A 15,032-nucleotide genomic window follows, 5' to 3' on the forward strand; every position below is an offset into this window, starting at 1 on the left:
CCTAAACCGGGCTGAGTTCCCGTGGCTAGAGTGGCGCCACGGAGCCAAAACCATGAGCAAGACCCAGTCCCTCACCCGCCGCCTGAAGCGCCTGCCCAATTCCTGGGTATTCGGCGCTGTGTGGGTGGCGGCCTTGCTGACCATGGCGACGGCTGCCGCCCAGAACGACGAACGGGTCGGCCCCCTGCTGGACATCATTGCCAGCCTGGCGGCGCCGGCCGACTGAACGCCCCGACGCAAGTCTCCTTGTGGGTTCCCCGGGGTTTGCCGGCCGTAAAGATCAGGTAAACCCCGGGACTTTTCCACAAACGTGCGCTGCGGGAGGAACCCTCGCGTAACGGTTGCGTCATATCCTCTTCGCGGGTGTATATTTTCAGCACTGTAGAGGACTGGATTCTTAAGACATGAGCCACAAACTCAAAATTGCCGGCTGGATTTCCGTAGGCGCCTTGGCCGGTGCGCTCACCACGGTGTCGTTGCAGACGGTCGCGCGTGGCTCGCTGGCTCCTTTGCCGCTCGAAGAGCTGCAACAGCTGGCCGCCGTGTTCGGCATGGTCAAGAGCGACTATGTGGAGCCGGTGGACGAGAAAAAGCTCATCACCGATGCCATTTCCGGCATGGTGGCCAGCCTCGATCCGCACTCGCAGTACTTCGACAAGAAGTCCTTCAAGGAATTCCGTGAAGGCACTTCCGGACGCTTTGTCGGCGTGGGCATCGAAATCTCCCAGGAAGACGGCCTGGTCAAGGTGGTCTCGCCGATCGAGGGCTCCCCCGCCTTCCGCGCCGGCCTGAAGCCCAACGACCTGATCACCAAGATCGACGACACGGTGGTCAAGGGCCTGACGCTCAACGAGGCCGTCAAGCGCATGCGCGGCGAGCCCAACACCAAGGTCATGCTGACCATCTTCCGCAAGGACGAGAATCGCACCTTCCCCGTGACCATCACGCGCGAGGAAATCCGCACCCAATCGGTGCGCGGCAAGGTGATCGAGCCGGGTTACGGCTGGATCCGCCTCTCCCAATTCCAGGAACGCACGGTGGACGACTTCGTCAAGAAGGTCGACGAAATCTACAAGGCCGAACCGAACATCAAGGGCCTGGTGCTGGACCTGCGCAATGACCCGGGCGGCCTGCTGGACGCGGCCGTCGCGATTTCCGCCGCCTTCCTGCCCGAGAACGTGACGGTGGTTTCCACCAACGGCCAGCTGGCCGAAAGCAAGTTCGTCTACAAGTCCGCGCCGGAGTTCTACCAGCGCCGCGCCGGATCCGACCCGCTGCGCCGCCTGCCGGCAGCGCTCAAGACGGTGCCCCTGGTCGTCCTGGTCAACGAAGGCTCGGCTTCCGCCAGCGAAATCGTCGCCGGCGCGCTGCAGGACCACAAGCGCGCCACCATCCTGGGCAGCCAGACCTTCGGCAAGGGCTCGGTTCAGACGGTTCGCCCGTTGGGCCCCGACACCGGCTTGAAGCTGACCACGGCCCGCTACTTCACGCCCAGTGGCAAGTCGATCCAGGCCCGGGGCATCGTGCCCGACGTGATGGTCGACGAGTCCGAGGAAGGCAATGCCTTCTCGGTGCTGCGCACCCGCGAAGCCGACCTCGACAAGCACCTGGGCAGCGGCCAAGGCGCCGAGGTGAAGGATCCGTCGCGCGAGAAGGCGCGTGAGGAAGCGCGCAAGAAGGCTGAGGAAGAGTCCAAGAAGCCGGTCGCCGACCGCAAGGCGCCCGAATTCGGAACCGAGAAAGACTTCCAGCTGGTGCAAGCTCTGAACCAGCTCAAGGGCCGGCCGGTGCTGATCAGCAAGACGCAGGTCATCGAGCGCAAGGACGAGAAGAAGGAGAACTGACACGCGAGCGCAACGCAGCGTGTCACCCCGGCGAAGGCCGGGCTCCAGGGAAAGCCGGCGATCAGCCGGCTTTTCTTTTTGTCCCACAATCGCCCCATGACTGACGACCAGCTGCTGCGCTATTCGCGCCATATCCTGCTCGAGGAGATCGGCGTGGAAGGCCAGGAACGCCTCATGGCCGCTCGCGCGCTGGTGATCGGCGCCGGCGGGCTGGGTTCACCGGTGGCCTTGTACCTGGGCACGGCCGGCGTGGGGCACATCACCCTGGTCGATCACGACACGGTGGACCTCACCAACTTGCAGCGCCAGATCGCCCACAACATGGCGCGGGTCGGCGAGGCCAAGGCTCTGTCCGCCCAGCAGGCCATCGCGGCTATCAACCCGGAGCCGAAGGTGCGCGCGGTCACGGCCCGTGCCGATGCGCAGCTGCTGCATGAACTGGTCGCCGATGCCGACGTGGTCATCGACTGCTGCGACAACTTCACTACCCGGCACGCCGTCAACGCCGCCTGCGTCAAGCATGGCAAGCCGCTGGTGTCGGGCGCGGCGATCCGCTTCGACGGGCAGATCTCCGTATACGACACCCGCGACGAAAAGTCCCCCTGCTACGCCTGCGTGTTCCCGCCCTCCCAGGAGCTCGAGGAAACCCGTTGCGCGACGATGGGCGTGTTCGCCCCGCTGGTGGGCATCATCGGCGCCATGCAGGCGGCCGAGGCGCTGAAACTACTGAGCGGCGCGGGGCCGTCGCTGGCGGGGCGGCTGCAAATGCTCGATGGGCGGTCGATGGCGTGGAGCGAGGTGCGGGTGCCGCGCAACCCCGCATGCCCGGTCTGCGCCGAGCGGCCGTCATCCCGGACTTGATCCGGGATCCACCTGTTGCGCGCCAACCAAGTCCGAGCGAAGCCGCGTACAAGCAGGCCATGCAACAAACAGCATGGATCCCGGATCAAGTCCGGGATGACAGGTCCTGCAGTTGGGCCATCAGCGCGTCGGACAATTCCAATCCTTCGGCGCGCGCCTTGCGTTCCAGCACCAGCCGCCGTTCACCGGCGAGCCGCACGCCGTCATCGACCAGCATCTCGCCGATGATGCTTTCCATCCGCTCGAAATAGACATCGCTTCCGGCCAATGCCGCCGGATCGATGACGATGAACGCCTGCCCGATGCGCGGCTCATTGCCTTCATCGATGAAGAACGACGAAGCTTCGAATCCGAAGGCGGCCCCGGTCAACGCCGTGACCAGTAGTTCGACGACCAGCGCCAGCATCGCACCCTTGGGGCTGCTCGCCGCGCCGATGGGCAGCATGGAGCCTTCCAGCGCGGCCTTGGGGTCAGTGGTGGGCAGGCCGTTCTTGTCCAGCGCCCAGCCTGCGGGAATCGGCCGCCCTTCGCGGGCCGCGACCATGAGCTTGCCGCGCGCGACTTCCGACAGCGACAGGTCGATCGTGAGCGCATCGGCATCGCGCCGCGGGAACACCGCTGCCACCGGGTTGGTGCCGAACACCGGATGCCGGCCACCGGCGGCGGGCATGGCGGCGGGCGAATTGGCAAAGCCCAGGCCGACCAGGGACGCAGCGGCCGCCGGGCGCAAGTGATCCACGAGCACGCCTGCGTGATGGCTGTTGGTGACTCCGGCGAAGCACACTCCCAGCTCGCGAGCGATTCCAATGGCTTCGCGCACTGCCAGCTCGCACGCCGGAAAGGCCAGGCCCTGCCTGGCGTCGACCAACAAGGCAGCGCCCTTGCGCCGCAAGATCGCCGGCATCGCGTTGCCGTCCGCCCGGCCGTTCTGCAGGTGCGTGGCGTACTGGGCCACGCGGGCCAGGCCGTGCGAAGCGATGCCCTGGGCTTCGGCCAGCACCAGCGCCCGGGCCGTGCTGTCGGCCATGGCCTGGTTCGCACCCGCGCGGCGCAGCGCGCGCGCCGCCAGCGCGATCGCGGCGTCGAAGGCCAGCCGCTCCATCAGGCCGATTCGTAGAGCCGGGTCAGCACGAATTCGCGGTGGCCCAGTGCCTCGGCCGCGGTGAGCCGGCCGTTGGCGGTGCGCAGCATGGATTCGAGCAGCCGGTCGCCGGCCTGGTCGAGGGTGATCTCGCGCTGCAACAACCCTGAGGTGTCGACGTCGATGTGCTCGCTCATCAGCCGCACAGTGCGCGGGTTGGCGCAAATCTTGATGACCGGCAGTATCGGGTTGCCGATCACGTTGCCCTGCCCTGTCGGGAAGAAATGCACTGCATAGCCCGAGGCCGCGCACAGCGTCACCATCTCGGCGGCCGCGCTGGACGAATCCATGAACCACAGGCCCGGATGCGTCGGGGTCTCGGCCTTGTCGATGACGCCGTCCACCGTGCACTTGCGGCCGATCTTCTGGATGTTGCCCAGTGCCTTCTCCTCGATGGTGGTCAGGCCGCCGGCAATGTTGCCCTTGGTCGGCTGCGAGTCGGACAGGTCGCTGGTCTTGTGGCGGTTGATCACTTCCTGGTAGCGGTTGAACATGAACATGAACTTCTCGCGCACGGCGTCGTTGGCGCAGCGCTGCGCCACGATGTGCTCACCGCCCGTCAGCTCGGTCGTCTCGCCGAAGCACAGGTAACTGCCCAGCGGGTGCAGCTTGTCGAAGGCGTTGCCGACGGTCGGGTTGGCGCCGCAGCCCGAAGTCGTATCGGACTCACCGCACTTGGTCGAGATCCACAGCTCGGCGATGCCGCAGCGCTCGCGCTGTTTTTCGCTGGCCCACTGCACATACTCGCGCGCAGCCTTGCTGGCCCGCATGATGGTGTCGTGGTCGCCGTGGCCTTCGATGCCGAAGCCGCAGACGGGCTTGCCGGTGGCGGCGATGCCGTCCACCACCTTCTTGGTCCAGCCATCTTCGATGCCGATCACCACCACGGCGGCGACGTTGGGGTTGCAGCCGGTGCCGATCAGCGTGCGAAAGTGCAGGTCCAGGTCGGCGCCGAACTGCAAGCGGCCGTAGGGGTGCGGGATCGCCATCGCGCCCTTGATGTTGTGGGCCACGGCCTCGGCCGCCGCGTTGGACAGGTCGTCCAGCGGCAGGATGATGACGTGGTTGCGCACGCCCACGCGGCCGTTCTCGCGGCGGAAGCCCAGGAAGGTGGTTTCGCTGTTGATGATGGACATGGTGCTTACCAGCGTTTGGTTTTGATGTTGTGGACATGGGCGTGCTGGCCGGCCTGTATCGGCGCGACCACCTTGCCCATGTCGATGCCGTACTTCATGACCGTGTCGCCCGCGGCCATGTCCTTCAGCGCGATCTTGTGGCCGATCGGGATGTCCTGCCGCGCCACCAATTTGATGGTGCGGTCGTCGTCCATGATCCAGCCGGTGAGTTCGGCGCCGGCCTTGACGCCCTCGACCACGACGACAGCAACCGTGTCGCGGGGGTCATGCAATACGAAGTGAATCATAGTGTCTCCACGGTGTCGAGCGGGCAGTTTTGGGCAGGCGCGCCTGCCTGTCAACCAACTCATATAGATGACATGGTTTGGCTGGACTACACTGCCGGCGTGGCACCCCGCACTTCTTCTCACGGCCTGCAGCAACTGGCCCCCAGCGCCTCGGGCCCGCTGTTCCGGCAAGCCAAGCGCGAGTTGCAGCGCGTCGTCGAGAGCGGGCGGTACGGCCCGGGTGAAACGCTGCCCAGCGAAACCGTGATCGCAACCGCCCTGGGCGTGAGCATCGGCACGCTGCGCAAGGCGGTGGACGAGCTGGTGCATGAGCATGTGCTGGTGCGAAGACAGGGCAAGGGCACTTTCGTTGCCCTGCACAACGACGCCCGGTTCCTGTTCCAGTTCTTTCATGTCGAGCCGCGCGATGAATTTCCGGTGGCCGACGATCTGCGCGAGCGCGAGTACCCGCAGGTGGAGTGTGTAGGCTTCGCCCGCGGCAGGGCCGACGAGGCCGAGGCGGCCGCCCTGCGCATCAGGCCCGGGGACCCGGTGGTGCGCATCGCCAACCGCCTGTCGCTGGCTGGCCGGCCGGTCGTGCACGACCGGCTGGTCGTAGCCGCCCAGACATTCAGAGGCCTGAGCGAGAAACGCTTCCGTGAGCGGCCCAGCACCATCTACAACCTCTACCAGACCGACCACGGGATCACGGTGCTGCGGGCCAGGGAGCGGGCGCGCGCGCGGTCCGCCGATCGAGAGACCGCGCGCATCCTGGGAGTGGCCGTGGGGCTGCCGGTGCTGGAGGTGCATCGGGTCGCGCTGACCTTCGGCGACAAGCCCGTGGAATACCGCATTTCCACCATCAACACCGCCAGCCACGACTACGTCAGCCTGTTGGCCAAGGGGTAGCCGGCAATCCCGTGCAGCGGGCCTTATTGGCCGTAGGCCTTGTCGGCCGCGCCCGGCGCATGCGGCTGGCCGCTGCCGACGGTGGCGGCAGGCGCCTTCTCCTCCGGCGTGCGCCGGCCGAACAGCGACCTCGAACCGTTCGACGGGCCACCCAGCGCTGCGCCTTGCTGTTGTGCGCGTGACAGCACCTCGGCACGGGCGGCTGCGTCCGGCGACGCCGCGGCGCGCAGGATGGCGCCGCAGTCGGCGTCCGCGCCCGGCCCGGTCTCCACGGTCGCGGCCAGGGCCAGCAACGGATTGATTGCGCCCAGGGCCAGCGCCGCGACCGCGCGGCCTGCCAGCGCAGCCTTGTCGGGGCCGGTCTGCGGCGCGCCAAGGGTGCCGGCGATCTTGAGCGGCGAGCGCAGGCTGAGGATGCTCATGTCCTTCGGGTACGGCCTGAAATACAGGTCCATTCCCTCGGTGGCGAGGTTGACCGTGCCATCGCCGTACACCACCGTGTCGTCGGTATCCAGCACGAGCGCGCGGCTGGTCATGAGCCCATTCTTGACGTCGAATGCGGTCGCCGCGCAGCGCAGTCTCACGTTCTGATCGCCCCGGAACAGGAACTTGATGATTTCGGCGCCGTCGAGGCCCGCGATCTCGAGCAGCAGGTTGCTGATCTGTCCTTGTCCCATCAACAACGCGACGTTGCCCGAGGCAGTGCCGAGCATCTGCGCGGCCGAATTGCCGCGCCCCTTCAGGTCGAAGTCGCCGTGGATCTTGCCGAAGCTGGACTTGGTCAGCTGCACGTCGCGGAACATCTTGCTCAGTTCCAGCGACTTCGCGTTCAGGTGGACCTCCACTGCGGCTGGATTGGTGTGGCTGTCGATATTCAATCGCCCGGCCACCGTGCCGCCTGCGATGCCGAGGTTGAGCGGATCGAGGTTCAGCACGCCGTTCCTCAGGTTCACGCCTGCGGAAATGCGGTCCAGCGGAAAGTGCTTCGCGTTGGTGACCTTGGCCGCGGTGTACATCACCTCGGAGTTCATTGCCTTCAACCGCGCGAGATCCAGCGGCGCGATCGGCAAGACCTTGCGCGTGGGGTCTTTGGGCTTTTTGGCCTTGCGCTGCCCGGGCTGCGCCTCAGCTACCGCAACCGGCGCCGGCCGCGCGGTCGCTGCGCTGCCGGGTTGTTCGGGCAGGCCCACCAAAGGCGCCAGGTCCTCGAAGTCCAGCACGTTCGACTTGAGCTTTCCGGCCAGGTGCGGCACCTTCTGCGCCCGGTCGAAAGCCAGTTCCCCGCTCAAGTCGGAGTTGCCCAGCTTCCCCTTGATGTCGCGCACCTTCCAGACCTCGCCCTTTTTGGAAACCTGGCCATGCAGCGCGTAGCGCGGTGTCGAAGGCAGCACCACGCCCACCAGCTTGTAGAGATCCGCCAGGTTCTTGCCCTGCAGATCGAACACGGCGTCCGCGCCGTCGAGCGTGGAAAGGCTGGCGATCGAGCCGCGCGCGCGCAGGGTGGTGGCCCCGGCAGTCGCGTCGATCTGCATGGGGAAAGGATTCTGCAATGGCGCGCTCAGATAGAGCACATTGCCCGTGCGCCCCTTGGCGGTGAACGACTCCTTCTCCCAGGTGCCCTTGGCGCTGAAGCTCAGGGGCATGCCGGCATCCGCCGTGGCTTTGGAAGGCAGCGTCAGCGGCCCGTCGATGGCAAAGTCGGTGTGGATGTCGGCGCCGTGCTCGCTCGCGATGAAATGCGCGCTGCCCTTGTCGACGACGAATGCGCCAATGTCCGGAACGTTCTTGGGATCCGACGAATCGCGGCCCAGCGCCCAGCTGCGGCGGCCATCCGGCTCGACCTGCAGGCCCAGTTGCGGCTCACGCAGCTCGATCCGCGGCAGCACGATGTGGCGCTTGAAGAGCGGCAGGAGCTCGACGTGAATCTCGGCGCCCTCGGCCTTGACCAGGTGCGGATCCTTCGCCCAGTCGGGGTTGGCGAATTCGATTCCGTCGGCCAGGATGCGCGTGGTGCGTCCCAGCTTCACGTCCAGGCGCCGGGTGATCTCGAAATGCCGTCCGGTCTTCTCGCTGACGTAACGATTCAGCGGTCCGCGCAGCACGTCCCAGGGGAAGAACGCGACGAGCAGCGCCAGGAGCGCTGCGAGCACGGCCAGCCCCGCCAGCACCTTGAGCCATAGCGGCCTGCGGGGGTGCGCGGCGGCGGATGCTTCATTCATGCCGCCCCATCAGCGGCCGGGCGAGCGCCGGCGTTGCCTCTTCCGCCCAGGCTTGGCCGCCGGCGGCGTCTTTCCCAATGGCGTGGTCGGCGCGCGCCGGTTCACCCAATGCCACCAGGGCGGCGGCCATCAGCGTGCCGAAGAAAATCATTGCCGACTCGATCAACAGCTTCATTGCGACATCCCGTTGCGAGGGCTCGATCAAGCCCTGTTTCACGGAAGTGTGGCAGGTTAAAAAGTGTTGCGCGGTCGGTGCCTTGCGGGACGTCTTGTCATCCCCGGCCTACATTGGGACTGTAGGAAACATCCTACGCGTCAACCCCTGTCCGGCTGGCAAAATGAACCCGCGGATGGGGGATACATTGGGATACATACGGTCCGTGGTTACAACTCAAGGACCCAATTGGAACCCATCGACGTCTTGGTACCCGTAGTGGAATTGCGAACTTACATCGTTGAAGACAATGCCACCATCCGCGAGAACCTGATCGGGACGCTCGAGGAACTGGCATGCATCACGGCGTTGGGATGGGCCGAGACCGAAAACGAAGCCAAGGGGTGGCTGGCCCAGCATGACGGCCATTGGGATTTGGCCATCATCGACCTGTTCCTCAAGCAAGGCAGCGGCTTGGGCGTGCTCGAGGCCTGCCAAGGTCGCCCTCCTGGCCAGCGTGTCGTCGTGCTGAGCAATTACGCCACGGCAGACATGCGCAAGCGCTGCGCCCAGTTGGGTGCGGACGCGGTTTTCGACAAATCCAACGAGATCGACGCGCTGGTGGAGTACTGTATCGCGCAGAGCGAAGAACGCCGCGCCGGCGCATGAGGTTAGTCGATCAGCTTGTTCTTGAGCGCGTAGTAGGTCAAGTCGCTGTTGGAGGCCAGGCTCATTTTCTCCATCAGGCGGGTGCGGTAGGTGCTGACGGTCTTGACGCTCAGGGACAGCGCCTTGGCGATGTCGCCGGCGGTTTCGCCCTTGGCCAGCTTGAGGAAAACCTGGAACTCGCGCTCGGACAGTTGCTCGTGCGGCGCACCGCCTTCCTTGCGGTTGAGCTGCTGGGCCAGGAGCTCGGCCACGGCCGGAGAGATGTAGCGTCGGCCCAGGGCGATCGTGCGGATGGCGTTGACGATCTCCATCGGCTCGCATTCCTTGTTGAGATAGCCGCTCGCCCCCTGACGAATCAGGTTCATGGCGTAATGCTCCTCGGGGTAGCCCGAGAGAATCAGGATGCCCACGTCGGGCGCCTTGGCGCGGATCATGCCCAGGGCATCGATGCCGCTTTGGCCGGGCATCGACAGGTCCATGACCAGGACATCGAGTTCCGTGGTGCGGACCAGGTCAATGGCCTCGCGGCCGCTCGCGGCCTCGCCCACGACACGCAGGTCGACCTGTTCGGAAAAGAACTGTTTGAGTCCCGACCGCACAATGGCGTGGTCATCCACAATGCCGACTTTGATCATGTCCGTTCTCTTTCGAATATCTGTTCGGGCCCATTGTGCCCAACTTTTTACTGAAAAGACCTACCCTTGAGTTATGAGCAGCCCCGATCTTATGCAAAACACGGACACTTTCGAGTGAGATTCATGCGTTCGTTTTCAATGCCGAAAATGGCCATCAGCCTGGTGCTCGCCCTGCTGGCGGTCTGCATATTGATCGGTATTAACGAAACCGGCTACAACCGGTCGTCGGAGGCGCTGGCCGACATCGCCGAGGCCTCGCACACCCGCAGCTCGCTCAACCGGCTGCTGCAGCACGTGCTGGACGCCGAAACCGGCTCGCGCGGCTACCTGCTCACTGGCGACCCGCGCTATCTGGAACCCTATAACGCCGCCGTCGCCGACATCGGCCAGCAACTGGACGCACTGCGGCTGGCCTACCGGCCCAGCGCGGACGAATTCAACACTTTGGCCGAGCTCGCCCGCAACGTGCAGCGCAAGCTGGCCGAGATGGAGCTGTCGGTGCGCATGCGCAAGCAGGGCAACGAGGACGTCTCGAAGTTCGTGCTCATGACCGACGTGGGCAAGGAGCACATGGACGCCATCCGCGACCAGGCCACCAAGTTGATCAACGCCTCCGCCGCCCGGATGGAGGTCAGCCAGGTCCAGGTGCGCCGCTCGCTGATGCTGTCACGGGTCGGCATCGCCGCGGTCGCGATGGCCGGCCTGCTGGCTTTCTATTTGTACCTGCGCCAGACCACGGCGCTCGAGTCGGCGGGCGAGCAGCAGCAGAAGGTGCTGCAACAGGAACGCGACTTGCTGGAGCGCCAGGTGCGCGAACGCACGGCGACGCTGGCCGAACTGGCCACCCACTTGCAGCTGGTGCGCGAAGAAGAGCGCGGCCACCTCGCCCGCGAACTGCACGATGAACTGGGCGCGCTACTCACGGCCGCCAAGTTGGACGTGGCGCGGTTGAAATCCCGCCTGGGGACGCAGTCCCCCGAAGTCAGCCAGCGGCTGCAGCACCTGACAGAATCCCTGAACAGCGGAATCGCCCTGAAGCGCCGCATCATCGAAGACCTGCGCCCGTCTTCCCTGTCCAACCTGGGCCTGACGGCGTCCCTGGAGATCTTGGCGCGCGAATTCTCGGAGCGTTCGGGTGTGGAGATCACCACCGGCCTCGAGCCCGTGGAACTCGACGAGTCGAGCCAGCTCACCGTGTACCGGCTGGTGCAGGAGTCGCTCACCAACGTTGGCAAGTACGCCGAGGCCAAGCAGGTAGATATCAGCGTGCGCAACTACGGCAACCACGTCGAAGTGGACATCAAGGACAACGGCAAGGGCTTCAACGCCGCCGAAGTGCGCCCCTCCACGCACGGCCTGGCCGGCATGCGGCACCGCGTTGAAGCAGCCGGCGGGCGGCTCACGGTGAGCTCCGCGCCCGGCAGTGGCACCCGCATCTCGGCGGTTTTGCCCAAGGGCAGCGCGGCTGCCGCATAGCCCGGCGCGCTTCCGAAAATTCCTCTTCGGCTGTCGGCCCGGTCCTACATAGAGCCATCTCCCCTACCGACAAGGACTCACGCTTGCCGCTGATCAACAGCGCGACTGCGGGCGGTCTAACCTTGCCCCAGGCGTTTTCGCGAGGACGAGCGCCGGAAACCGGGCGCGCCCACAAGGAGATCGAGATGCTGCACTACGCCATTGTGTTCCTGGTGATCGCACTGATCGCGGCCCTGTTTGGCTTCGGCGGCATTGCCGCAGGCGCCGTGGAGATCGCCAAGATCCTGTTCTTCGTCTTCGTGATCATGGCCGTCGTTGCGTTCGTCATCAACCTGGTGCGCAAGCGCTAGAAACAGAAAACACCCCGTTTCGCAGGGCGCGGGCCCTGCGCCCACCACCAAAGAGAGGACTCGAAATGAAATCACTACGTGCAGCTTCCAGCTACGAGGACGAGGCGCGGAGCGCCACCGCGCAGGCACTCGAGAGCACCAAGGAGTTCGCCAACCAGGCGCTCGAGAAGGCCGGCGAGCGGGTGCGCGACCTGCGCTACGGCGTCAAGGACCTGGCCAACAAGGGCGTGAACAGCATGGGTGAATACGCCCACGCGACGACCCGCTACGTCGCGGAGCAGCCCGTCAAATCGGCTCTCATCGCCGCCGCCGTCGGCGCCGCGGTCGCCGCGCTGGTGCTGGCCATGCGCCGCAACAGCAGCAAGCGCTACTACTGAGCGCGCAGGTCAGAGGCAGGCATGGTCCATCCTATTTTTTCGGTACTGATCACCCGTCCGGAACTGGTCATGGACCACGTCGCCGGCTATGCAGCCCTGGTGCAGGAAGAGGCGTCCACCGTGGGCGTCCAGGTCGCCAAGCGCGTCATCGCCTGGGGCGTCGCGGTGCTGGCACTCGTCGTGTTCCTGGTTCTGGCCGGCGTGGCAGTGATGCTGGGTGTGATGCACGAGGAGTTCCATTGGGTCCTCGTGCTGGCACCCGCGAGCGCTCTGCTGGTGTCGGTTGGAGCCTGGAGCGTGGCGCGGCAACCGCTGCCTGCCAAGGCATTCACCGAGCTGAAGGCCCAGATCGATGCAGACGCCCAGGCGCTGCGCACGGTCGGGGCGAGGTCATGAGCGATGCTGCGGACAAACTGGCACGCAGCCGCCTGGCGATCGTCGATCACATCCAGCGCCGTGAGCGGCGCCACGAGGGAGCCGAAAGCAGCCGCGCCCACGAGCGCGCGCAGGATGAGCAGGACTGGGAGCAGTCGGAGCACGGCTACGGCCCTGCCGGCTGGTTTGCCAGCCTCAAACATGCCGCGGGCGCATGGTGGCGCAGCCACCCCGCGCACCTCGGTCTGGAAATCGCAACGCCGATGCTGTCCAGCTATGCCGCGCGCAAACCCGCGCAGTTCCTGGGCATCGCGGCGGCGCTCGGAGCGGTCGTCATGATCGCCCGCCCCTGGCGGCTGATCTCGGTCACGGGCCTGGTCGTGGCATTGGTCAAGTCTTCGCAGTTGTCCAGCGTGGTCATGTCCGCCATGTCGGCGGCCGACTTCAAGAGGGACCACGAACCCCCCAGACGATGAAGAAAACGCAAGCCGGAGGCGTGGTGCCGTCGTCCGGAGAGCTTGTTGGGAGGCACCGTAACTATCCGATCAACTGAAGGAGAAAGTCATGAAATACACAAGAGCCCTAGCATTCGCCATCGTGGCAGGCGCCACCATCGTCACGGCCACCGGCTGCGCAGTCATTCGCGGCCAGGAAACGGCCGGCGCCTATGTCGATGACACGGCGATCACCACCGCCGTCAAGGCCAAATTCGTCGAAGACAAGACCGTCGACGCCGCCGCCATCAAGGTGCAGACGCTCAATGGCACGGTGCAACTGTCGGGGTTCGCCAAGTCCAGCGCCGAGAAGGCCCAGGCGGAGGTGCTGGCCCGCAACACCAAGGGTGTGCGCCAGGTGAAAAACGACCTGCTTGTGCGTCCCTGAACGCAGCGGAGCCGGCCCGTAAGCCGGCGTGAAAAGGCAGGCGACCGGCGAGGCCGCGCCTGCCTTTTTTCTTTCGGGGAGCTGTAAACACGATGAGGACCTTCCGCTGCGACAACTGCGGCCACCCGCTGTTCTTCGAGAACGTGCAGTGCCTCAAATGCGGCAGTGCGTTGGCCGTCTTGCCGGACCGGCTTGCGCTGTGCGCGGTCGAACCCGTGCCTGGCAACCAGGAGGGCCTGTGGCAGCGCAAGACACGCCGGCGGCGCCAATCCGAGATCCGGCACTACCGGCTATGCCGCAATCACACCGAGCACCAGGCCTGCAATTTCGCGGTCCCTGCGACCGATCCCAACCCCCTGTGCGTTTCCTGCCGGCAGACCCTCATGTTGCCGGACCTGTCGCAACCTGAGAACCATGAGCGCTGGTATCGCATCGAGGTGGCCAAGCGCCGCCTGTTCTACACGCTGGCCAAACTGGGCCTGACTTCGGTCGATCCGCCCGATGGCCAGCGCGACGGCGCGGTCTTCCAGTTCCTGGCCGACCTGCCGGGCCAGCAAGTGATGACAGGGCATTGCGAGGGCGTCATCACGCTCAACATCGCCGAGGCCGACGACACCGAGCGCGTAAGGCTCCGCGTCGCGCTGCACGAACCTTACCGCACGCTACTGGGCCATTTGCGCCACGAATCCGGCCACTACTATTGGGACCGGCTGATCCGCGGCACGGCGCGGCTGGAGGAATTTCGAAAGATGTTCGGCGATGAAACCGCCGACTATGCAAGGGCCCTTGAAACGCACTACGCCGGCGGCGGTGCGCCCGGCGATTGGCAGGACCACTACGTCAGTGCGTACGCAACGGCGCATCCCTGGGAGGACTGGGCCGAAACCTGGGCGCATTATCTGCACATGGTGGATCTGCTGGAAACCGCGTCGTCGTACAGCACCCGGCTGGTCGTTCCCGGCAACGATAGCGACGATATCGAGGAAGTCACCAACCCGTTCGATTCCGCGGCCGGCGACTTCGACCAGCTGGTGGACCAGTGGATTCCACTGACGCTGCTTCTCAACAGCCTGAACCGCAGTCTCGGTCAGGACGATGCGTATCCCTTCGCCCTGGCTTCGGAGGCCCTGGACAAGCTGCGCTTCGTGCACAACGTCATCCACTCGCCCCCGCCGTCCGAACCGGCCGGCGGGGGCGAGGCCGAAAGCTCGTGTCAGACCGGCCAGCCCGAGACGCAGGCTGAAGGGCCTTAGCCCGCCTTGACCGTCAACTGATTGTTGACGGAGTTCACGCCCTTGATGCTGCGGGCGATTTCACTGGCGCGTTCGCGCGCGGTGGCGGTAGGCGCCGGGCCACTCAAAGTCACCACGCCGTTTTGCGTGTCCACGTCGATCTTGATGGCGCTCAGGTCCTTGTCGGCCGCCAGGCTGGCGTTGACCTTGGCCGTTATGGTGGCATCGTCGATCTTGTCGCCGGCGGTGGCACCCATCTGCTTGGTGCTGTCGGCTGCGCCGTAGGCTGCGGAACCCGCGCTGGCGGTCGCATCCTTGGCGTCCCGCTTGGCCTCGGCGCCCGCTTGCTGGGTCTTGCTGGCGGCGGAGTCCATTTTCTCGCCCACGGTGCGATCGCCGGCGCGATCGCAGGCGCCGAGCGCCAGCAGCATCGTCAGCGAAGAGAGCAGCACCACGGTCTTGTTCCGAATTGGTTTCATCATGTTTCCCTTAAGTCCGGTTGATCG

19 protein-coding genes are annotated in these 15,032 nt (G+C 65.5%); 12 read left to right on the top strand and 7 right to left on the bottom strand.

What is annotated here, in order from left to right:
* The first annotated feature begins 52 nt into the window (after positions 1-52).
* From HNE04_RS15880 to HNE04_RS15890, 3 genes are all read left to right on the top strand, one after another.
* Positions 53-226, top strand: coding sequence for a hypothetical protein (locus HNE04_RS15880; protein ID WP_172220971.1), 174 nt, complete (start codon positions 53-55; stop codon positions 224-226).
* 178 nt (positions 227-404) lie between these two features.
* Positions 405-1,844 carry a S41 family peptidase gene (locus tag HNE04_RS15885; protein ID WP_172220974.1) on the top strand — a complete coding sequence of 480 codons (1,440 nt, stop codon included), beginning with the start codon at positions 405-407 and terminating at the stop codon, positions 1,842-1,844.
* A 96-nt stretch (positions 1,845-1,940) separates the two neighbouring features.
* A complete protein-coding gene (locus HNE04_RS15890; protein ID WP_172220977.1) occupies positions 1,941-2,705 on the top strand; it encodes a HesA/MoeB/ThiF family protein in 765 nt (254 codons plus the stop codon).
* A gap of 85 nt (positions 2,706-2,790) precedes the next feature.
* Here HNE04_RS15890 and HNE04_RS15895 read toward each other — a convergent pair whose 3' ends face one another.
* Genes HNE04_RS15895 through HNE04_RS15905 form a run of 3 tightly spaced genes read right to left on the bottom strand, consistent with a single transcriptional unit; the run spans position 2,791 to position 5,269 of the window.
* Positions 2,791-3,807 carry an Ldh family oxidoreductase gene (locus HNE04_RS15895; protein ID WP_172220980.1) on the bottom strand — a complete coding sequence of 339 codons (1,017 nt, stop codon included), beginning with the start codon at positions 3,805-3,807 and terminating at the stop codon, positions 2,791-2,793.
* Positions 3,807-4,982 carry a UxaA family hydrolase gene (locus HNE04_RS15900; protein WP_172220983.1) on the bottom strand — a complete coding sequence of 392 codons (1,176 nt, stop codon included), beginning with the start codon at positions 4,980-4,982 and terminating at the stop codon, positions 3,807-3,809. Before HNE04_RS15900 ends, HNE04_RS15895 begins: the two co-directional genes overlap by 1 nt.
* Before the next feature lie 5 nt (positions 4,983-4,987).
* Positions 4,988-5,269: a UxaA family hydrolase gene (locus tag HNE04_RS15905; RefSeq protein ID WP_172220986.1), complete on the bottom strand. Its 282-nt coding sequence runs from the start codon at positions 5,267-5,269 to the stop codon at positions 4,988-4,990.
* Between the two features lie 99 nt (positions 5,270-5,368).
* Between HNE04_RS15905 and HNE04_RS15910 the strand changes: the two genes are divergently transcribed.
* Positions 5,369-6,157: a GntR family transcriptional regulator gene (locus HNE04_RS15910; protein ID WP_328700349.1), complete on the top strand. Its 789-nt coding sequence runs from the start codon at positions 5,369-5,371 to the stop codon at positions 6,155-6,157.
* A gap of 23 nt (positions 6,158-6,180) precedes the next feature.
* Here the strand turns inward: HNE04_RS15910 and HNE04_RS15915 are convergent, their stop codons facing one another.
* Positions 6,181-8,376: an AsmA family protein gene (locus HNE04_RS15915; RefSeq protein WP_172220992.1), complete on the bottom strand. Its 2,196-nt coding sequence runs from the start codon at positions 8,374-8,376 to the stop codon at positions 6,181-6,183.
* On the bottom strand, positions 8,369-8,551 hold the full coding sequence (locus HNE04_RS15920; RefSeq protein ID WP_172220995.1) for a hypothetical protein: 183 nt from the start codon (positions 8,549-8,551) through the stop codon (positions 8,369-8,371). Before HNE04_RS15920 ends, HNE04_RS15915 begins: the two co-directional genes overlap by 8 nt.
* A gap of 258 nt (positions 8,552-8,809) precedes the next feature.
* Here HNE04_RS15920 and HNE04_RS15925 point away from each other — a divergent pair, with 258 nt between their 5' ends.
* Positions 8,810-9,199 carry a response regulator gene (locus HNE04_RS15925; protein ID WP_172220998.1) on the top strand — a complete coding sequence of 130 codons (390 nt, stop codon included), beginning with the start codon at positions 8,810-8,812 and terminating at the stop codon, positions 9,197-9,199.
* 2 nt (positions 9,200-9,201) lie between these two features.
* On the opposite strand, the gene HNE04_RS15930 is transcribed toward HNE04_RS15925, so the two are convergent.
* Positions 9,202-9,834, bottom strand: a complete 633-nt coding sequence (locus HNE04_RS15930) for a response regulator (protein WP_013902425.1) — start codon at positions 9,832-9,834, stop codon at positions 9,202-9,204.
* A gap of 123 nt (positions 9,835-9,957) precedes the next feature.
* Here HNE04_RS15930 and HNE04_RS15935 point away from each other — a divergent pair, with 123 nt between their 5' ends.
* The 7 genes from HNE04_RS15935 to HNE04_RS15965 all read left to right on the top strand — a co-directional run bounded on the left by HNE04_RS15935 (position 9,958) and on the right by HNE04_RS15965 (position 14,547).
* Positions 9,958-11,310: a CHASE3 domain-containing protein gene (locus tag HNE04_RS15935; protein WP_172221001.1), complete on the top strand. Its 1,353-nt coding sequence runs from the start codon at positions 9,958-9,960 to the stop codon at positions 11,308-11,310.
* A 185-nt stretch (positions 11,311-11,495) separates the two neighbouring features.
* Positions 11,496-11,660 (top strand): DUF1328 domain-containing protein, encoded by a 165-nt coding sequence (locus HNE04_RS15940; protein WP_172221234.1) that lies wholly within the window; start codon positions 11,496-11,498, stop codon positions 11,658-11,660.
* A gap of 65 nt (positions 11,661-11,725) precedes the next feature.
* Entirely contained in the window at positions 11,726-12,037 is a 312-nt protein-coding gene (locus HNE04_RS15945) for a hypothetical protein (RefSeq protein ID WP_172221004.1), read from the top strand.
* 21 nt (positions 12,038-12,058) lie between these two features.
* The gene (locus HNE04_RS15950) at positions 12,059-12,433 is read left to right on the top strand and encodes a hypothetical protein (RefSeq protein WP_172221007.1); all 375 of its coding nucleotides are present in this window, start codon (positions 12,059-12,061) and stop codon (positions 12,431-12,433) included.
* Positions 12,430-12,888, top strand: coding sequence for a hypothetical protein (locus HNE04_RS15955; protein WP_172221010.1), 459 nt, complete (start codon positions 12,430-12,432; stop codon positions 12,886-12,888). The genes HNE04_RS15950 and HNE04_RS15955 overlap by 4 nt, the downstream gene beginning before the upstream one ends.
* 88 nt (positions 12,889-12,976) lie before the next feature.
* On the top strand, positions 12,977-13,294 hold the full coding sequence (locus HNE04_RS15960) for a BON domain-containing protein (RefSeq protein ID WP_172221013.1): 318 nt from the start codon (positions 12,977-12,979) through the stop codon (positions 13,292-13,294).
* Between the two features lie 92 nt (positions 13,295-13,386).
* Entirely contained in the window at positions 13,387-14,547 is a 1,161-nt protein-coding gene (locus HNE04_RS15965; RefSeq protein ID WP_172221016.1) for a zinc-binding metallopeptidase family protein, read from the top strand.
* Here the strand turns inward: HNE04_RS15965 and HNE04_RS15970 are convergent.
* A complete protein-coding gene (locus HNE04_RS15970; RefSeq protein WP_235965052.1) occupies positions 14,544-15,005 on the bottom strand; it encodes a BON domain-containing protein in 462 nt (153 codons plus the stop codon). The genes HNE04_RS15965 and HNE04_RS15970 overlap by 4 nt on opposite strands.
* Between the last annotated feature and the right edge of the window lie 27 nt (positions 15,006-15,032).

The sequence above is a fragment of the Caenimonas soli genome (assembly GCF_013155545.1).
Taxonomy (GTDB): domain Bacteria; phylum Pseudomonadota; class Gammaproteobacteria; order Burkholderiales; family Burkholderiaceae_C; genus Ramlibacter; species Ramlibacter soli.

Bases quoted from the DNA above. Each gene is read 5' to 3' on its own strand.
- HNE04_RS15880 (WP_172220971.1), top strand. From the start codon at position 53: ATGAGCAAGACCCAGTCCCTCACCCGCCGCCTGAAGCGCCTGCCCAAT.
- HNE04_RS15885 (WP_172220974.1), top strand. From the start codon at position 405: ATGAGCCACAAACTCAAAATTGCCGGCTGGATTTCCGTAGGCGCCTTG.
- HNE04_RS15890 (WP_172220977.1), top strand. From the start codon at position 1,941: ATGACTGACGACCAGCTGCTGCGCTATTCGCGCCATATCCTGCTCGAG.
- HNE04_RS15895 (WP_172220980.1), bottom strand. From the start codon at position 3,807: ATGGAGCGGCTGGCCTTCGACGCCGCGATCGCGCTGGCGGCGCGCGCG.
- HNE04_RS15900 (WP_172220983.1), bottom strand. From the start codon at position 4,982: ATGTCCATCATCAACAGCGAAACCACCTTCCTGGGCTTCCGCCGCGAG.
- HNE04_RS15905 (WP_172220986.1), bottom strand. From the start codon at position 5,269: ATGATTCACTTCGTATTGCATGACCCCCGCGACACGGTTGCTGTCGTC.
- HNE04_RS15915 (WP_172220992.1), bottom strand. From the start codon at position 8,376: ATGAATGAAGCATCCGCCGCCGCGCACCCCCGCAGGCCGCTATGGCTC.
- HNE04_RS15920 (WP_172220995.1), bottom strand. From the start codon at position 8,551: ATGAAGCTGTTGATCGAGTCGGCAATGATTTTCTTCGGCACGCTGATG.
- HNE04_RS15930 (WP_013902425.1), bottom strand. From the start codon at position 9,834: ATGATCAAAGTCGGCATTGTGGATGACCACGCCATTGTGCGGTCGGGA.
- HNE04_RS15935 (WP_172221001.1), top strand. From the start codon at position 9,958: ATGCGTTCGTTTTCAATGCCGAAAATGGCCATCAGCCTGGTGCTCGCC.
- HNE04_RS15940 (WP_172221234.1), top strand. From the start codon at position 11,496: ATGCTGCACTACGCCATTGTGTTCCTGGTGATCGCACTGATCGCGGCC.
- HNE04_RS15945 (WP_172221004.1), top strand. From the start codon at position 11,726: ATGAAATCACTACGTGCAGCTTCCAGCTACGAGGACGAGGCGCGGAGC.
- HNE04_RS15950 (WP_172221007.1), top strand. From the start codon at position 12,059: ATGGTCCATCCTATTTTTTCGGTACTGATCACCCGTCCGGAACTGGTC.
- HNE04_RS15955 (WP_172221010.1), top strand. From the start codon at position 12,430: ATGAGCGATGCTGCGGACAAACTGGCACGCAGCCGCCTGGCGATCGTC.
- HNE04_RS15960 (WP_172221013.1), top strand. From the start codon at position 12,977: ATGAAATACACAAGAGCCCTAGCATTCGCCATCGTGGCAGGCGCCACC.
- HNE04_RS15965 (WP_172221016.1), top strand. From the start codon at position 13,387: ATGAGGACCTTCCGCTGCGACAACTGCGGCCACCCGCTGTTCTTCGAG.
- HNE04_RS15970 (WP_235965052.1), bottom strand. From the start codon at position 15,005: ATGAAACCAATTCGGAACAAGACCGTGGTGCTGCTCTCTTCGCTGACG.